General features: G+C 59.8%; 3 protein-coding genes. All 3 read right to left on the reverse strand.

Going from position 1 to position 3,181, the window contains the following annotated elements; genetic code table 11:
- Window positions 1-441, reverse strand: a 441-nt coding sequence (gene dapB / locus ABYA88_RS15885; RefSeq protein WP_373188360.1) for a 4-hydroxy-tetrahydrodipicolinate reductase, incomplete at its 3' end; no start/stop codon positions are given.
- A gap of 13 nt (window positions 442-454) precedes the next feature.
- Window positions 455-1,597, reverse strand: a complete 1,143-nt coding sequence (dnaJ, locus tag ABYA88_RS15890; RefSeq protein WP_373188361.1) for a molecular chaperone DnaJ — start codon at window positions 1,595-1,597, stop codon at window positions 455-457.
- A 126-nt stretch (window positions 1,598-1,723) separates the two neighbouring features.
- Window positions 1,724-3,181: molecular chaperone DnaK (gene dnaK / locus ABYA88_RS15895; protein WP_373188362.1), on the reverse strand; the 1,458-nt coding region annotated here is incomplete at its 5' end.

Consider the following 3,181-nt stretch of genomic DNA (forward strand, 5'->3'; position numbering starts at 1 on the left):
CGCCTCGTCACCCATCACCCGGGCCGCCATATCCAGCAGCTTCAGGCACAGGTTGACGCCCACACTGAAGTTCGGCGCAAATACGATCGGAATGTCAGCCGCAGCGGCTGTCAGCAGCTCCTTTTGCTGATCCGTGAAACCGGTGGTACCGATAACCATCGCCTTGCCCGCCTCGCGGCAGAGCGCCAGGTTAACCAGCGTCGTACTCGGATGAGTGAAATCGATGAGCACATCGAAGTCATCCAGTACCTTATGCAGACTGTCCTGCACTACCACCGAGTTGCGTCCGGTACCGGCCAGCTCACCGGCATCACTGCCTACCAGAGAGCTCTCCGGACGCTCAATGGCGGCCGTGAGCCGGATACCTTCCGCCTGACTTATCGCCTCGATCAGCGTCTTGCCCATGCGTCCGGCTGCACCGATAACCGCTACTCTTCTCATAACCGGGCTCCGCTCAGAATTTCATGTCTTCGAAGAAGTTCTTCACACCGTCGAACCAGCTCTTGGCCCGCGGCGACTGATTGGAGCCTTCTTCCTGCAGGGTCTCACGCAGCTCCTGGATCAACTCGCGCTGATGCTTGGTCAGATTGACCGGCGTCTCCACCGCCACACGGCACAGCAGATCACCCGGCGATCCACCGCGGACCGGCGTCACGCCTTTGCCACGCAAACGGAACAGCTTGCCGGTCTGGGTTCCATCCGGGATCTTCAGCTTGACGCGACCATCCAGAGTCGGCACTTCGAGCTCGCCACCCAAGGCAGCGTCAGCAAAACTGATCGGCACTTCGCAGTACAGGTTCTTGCCGTCACGCTGGAAGATCTTGTGCTCGCGCACGGAGACGACTACATAGAGGTCGCCCGCCGGACCACCATTGACGCCCGCCTCGCCCTCACCTGCCAGGCGAATACGGTCGCCGGTATCCACGCCAGCCGGTACTTTGACCGAGAGCGTCTTCTGCTCTTCGACACGACCCTGACCCTGACAATCCCTGCACGGATCGGTAATCATCTTGCCGGTGCCATGGCAACGCGGGCAGGTCTGCTGAACAGAGAAGAAACCCTGCTGCATGCGCACCTGGCCATGCCCACCACAGGTGGTACAGGTAACCGGGCTGGTGCCCTTCTTCGCGCCGCTACCGTCACAGGTGCCGCACTCGACCAGAGTGGGTACACGGATGGTTACCGTGGTGCCGCGCACAGCCTCTTCCAGGTCCAGCTCCAGGGTATAGCGCAGATCACTGCCGCGCTGCACACTGGAGCGGCCACGGCCACCGCCGCCGCCTCCGAAAATATCGCCGAACACGTCGCCGAAGATATCGGAGAAATTGCCGCCAGCGAATCCGCCGGCACCAGCTCCGCCGCCCATGCTCTGATCTACACCGGCATGACCATACTGGTCATAGGCCGCGCGCTTTTGCGCATCGGTGAGAATCTCGTAGGCTTCGTTGGCTTCCTTGAACTTCTCGATCGCACCTTCATCATCAGGATTGCGGTCGGGATGGTGTTTCATTGCCAGTCGGCGGTAGGCCTTTTTCAGCTCCGCTTCGCTAGCGCCGCGCTCGACACCCAGCACCTCATAATAATCACGCTTGGCCATCGTTCAGATTTCCTTTACAGGGACTTGTCCCTTTGACACAAACAGCAACGCGGGATGAGCTCCCGCGTTGCCTTGCAATGGTATGTCGCGCCCCTTACGGCGCGCGACTGCCGGTCGCTGAAAGACTTATTTCTTGTTGTCTTTCACTTCTTCGAACTCGGCATCAACCACGTCATCGCCGGCGTCCTGCTGGCTGTCGCCCTGGGCTTCTTCACCCTGGCCAGCCTGCGCCTGCTCGGCGTACATCTTCTGTACCAGCGGGCCGGACGCTTCGGACAGGGCGTTGATCTTCGCTTCGATCTCAGCCTTGTCGTCAGTCTTGATCGCCGCTTCCAGATCGGCCAGGGCCGACTCGATCGCAGTCTTCTCTTCCTCGGTGGCCTTGTCGCCTGCCTCGGTCAGGGTCTTGCGAGTCGCGTGGACCAACTGATCGGCCTGGTTACGGGTAGTTACCAGCTCCTCGAACTTGCGGTCTTCCTCGGCATTGGCCTCGGCATCGCGCACCATCTGGTCGATTTCTTCATCGCTCAGACCGGAAGAAGCCTTGATGATGATCGACTGCTGCTTGCCGGTCGCCTTGTCCTTCGCCGATACGTTGAGAATACCGTTGGCGTCCAGGTCGAAGCTTACCTCTACCTGGGGCACACCGCGCGGCGCGGGCGGAATATCCGCCAGGTCAAAGCGGCCCAGTGACTTGTTCTGGCTCGCCTGCTTGCGCTCACCTTGCATCACGTGGATGGTCACGGCGGTCTGATTGTCATCGGCGGTCGAGAATACCTGCGACTTCTTGGTTGGAATCGTGGTGTTCTTCTCGATCAGCGTGGTCATCACGCCACCCATGGTTTCGATACCCAGCGACAGCGGAGTCACGTCAAGCAGCAATACATCCTTGACGTCACCGGCCAATACCGCGCCCTGAATTGCAGCGCCTACGGCTACGGCTTCATCGGGGTTGACGTCCTTGCGCGGCTCTTTGCCGAAGAACTCGGCCACGGTCTTCTGCACCAGCGGCATACGGGTCTGGCCACCGACCAGGATCACTTCGTTGATCTCGGACACGTCCAGACCAGCATCCTTCATGGCCACACGGCAAGGCTCGATGCTGCGCTTGATCAGTTCTTCAACCAGCGACTCCAGCTTGGCGCGAGTCACCTTGACGTTCAGGTGCTTGGGACCAGTCGCATCGGCCGTGATGTACGGCAGATTAACGTCAGTCTGGTTGCTCGAAGACAGCTCGATCTTGGCCTTTTCCGCAGCTTCTTTCAGACGCTGCAGCGCCAGCGGATCGGTGTGCAGATCGATGCCGTTCTCTTTCTTGAACTCATCGGCCAGGTAGTCGATCAAGCGCATGTCGAAGTCTTCACCACCGAGGAAAGTATCACCGTTGGTAGCCAGCACTTCGAACTGGTGCTCGCCATCCACTTCGGCAATCTCGATCACGGATATGTCGAAGGTACCGCCACCCAGGTCGTATACGACGATGGTGGAATCGCCACGGGACTTGTCCATGCCGTAGGCCAGTGCCGCAGCAGTTGGTTCGTTGATGATCCGCTTGACGTCCAGACCGGCGATACGGCCGGCGTC

It is taken from the genome of Halopseudomonas sp. (genome assembly GCF_041579695.1).
In the GTDB taxonomy this organism is placed as follows: Bacteria; Pseudomonadota; Gammaproteobacteria; order Pseudomonadales; family Pseudomonadaceae; genus Halopseudomonas.

Coding starts and splice junctions, on each gene's coding strand:
- dnaJ (WP_373188361.1), bottom strand. CDS start 1,597: ATGGCCAAGCGTGATTATTATGAGGTGCTGGGTGTCGAGCGCGGCGCT.